Raw genomic sequence first — 1,683 nt, 5'->3', positions numbered from 1 at the left:
CCGCTGGGTCTTCGCCTCCGCCGCGCATGCGGCCGAGCTCGCCGCGCCCGAGGGGCTGCGCGTGGTGCTGGTGGACCGCCCGGAGGACGACGCCGGCTGGCACGCGCTGCGCGCCGCCGCACCCGGCGCGCTGCCGGAGGCCGCACCGGGCGATGCCGCGCTGATCGTCGCGACCTCCGGCACCACGGGCGCGCCCAAGCTGTTCACGCTCACGCATGCGAACCTGACCGCGAACCTGCACGGCGTGCTGGCGCAGGGGTTGATCGGGCCTGCCGACCGCATGCTGGTGCCGCTGCCGCTGCACCACGTCTATCCCTTCCTGGTGGGGCTGATGACGCCGATCGCGGCGGGCGCGGCCATCATCCTGCCCGAGGCGGTGACCGGGCCGCAGCTGGTGCAGGCGCTCAAGGGCGGGCGCGCGACCCTCATGGTGGGCGTGCCGCGACTCTATGTCGCGCTGCTGGCGGGGTTGCAGGCGCGCATCGCCGCGCGCGGGCGCCTGGCGGCGATGGTCTTCGCCGGGCTGCTGGAAGTCGCGACCGCGCTGCGCAAGGGCGGGCTGGATGTGGGGCGGCGGCTGTTTGGCACGCTCCATGCGCAGATGGCGCCCGACCTGCGGCTGATGGTCTCGGGCGGGGCCAAGCTCGATGCCGAGAGCACCTGGATGCTCGAGGCGCTGGGCTGGCGCGTGGCCAGCGGCTACGGCCTGGCGGAGACCGCCTCGCTGTTCACCGGCAATACGCCCGCCGCGCAGCGCGTGGGCTCGGAAGGCCGGCCGATCGCAGCGGGCACGCAGGTCCGCATCGCCGCGCCCGATGCGCTTGGCATCGGCGAGATCGAGCTGCGCGGCCCCAACGTCTTCGACGGCTATCGCGACAACGCGGAGGCGAACGCGGCCGCCTTCACCGCCGATGGCTGGTTCCGCACCGGCGACCTCGGCCGGCTCGACACCGACGGCTTCCTGCACGTGACCGGCCGCAGCAAGGAGATGATCGTCCTCGGCGGCGGCAAGAACGTGATGCCGGAGGAGGTCGAGGCCGCCTACGCCGCGCACCCGGCGGTGAAGGAGATCGCGGTGCTGGAGCGCGACGGCGCGCTGGTCGCGGTGGTGCTGCCCGATGCGGCGGTCCTGCGAGCGGCGGGGGCGGCGCGGCCGGAGGATGTGCTGCGCGTGGCTCTGACCGTCGCGGCGCAGGACCTGCCCTCCTACCAGCGCCTCGCGGGCTATGTGCTGGCGCGTGAGCCGCTGCCGCGCACCCGGCTGGGCAAGGTGCAGCGCTTCCGCCTGGCCGGGCTGTACGACGACCTGCTGGCCGGGCGCGCCGCCGCCGCACCCGCGCCGCTCAGCGAGGCCGATGCCGAGCTGGTGGCGATGCCGGGCGCGGCCGAGGTGTGGGAGATCCTGAAGGCGCGCTACCCCGGAAAGCCGGTAGCGCCGGACGCGAGCCCGTCGCTCGAACTCGGCATCGACAGCCTGGAATGGGTCTCGCTCGCCATGGAGATCGAGGCACGCACCGGGCTGCGCCTGACCGAGGATGAGATGGCGGAGATGGCCAGCGTGCGCGACCTGCTGCTGCGCGCGACGGACGGCGCGCCCGCCCCCGCGCCGCGCGACCCGGCCGTGCTGGCGGCGGAGGTCGCGGCCGCCACGACGCCGCCCTCGCCGCTGGTCTTCCCGCTGCG

The 1,683-nt window shown here is 75.1% G+C and carries 1 protein-coding gene; it reads left to right on the top strand.

The features are described from left to right. A partial coding sequence (locus HW578_RS26230) for a non-ribosomal peptide synthetase (RefSeq protein ID WP_198373648.1) occupies window positions 1-1,683 on the top strand: 1,683 nt, incomplete at both ends.

This window comes from Roseomonas rosulenta, from assembly GCF_016106005.1.
Lineage (GTDB): Bacteria > Pseudomonadota > Alphaproteobacteria > Acetobacterales > Acetobacteraceae > Neoroseomonas > Neoroseomonas rosulenta.
Note: the sequence above shows the minus strand (reverse complement) of the source record. Positions and strands in the feature narration are given on the sequence as shown.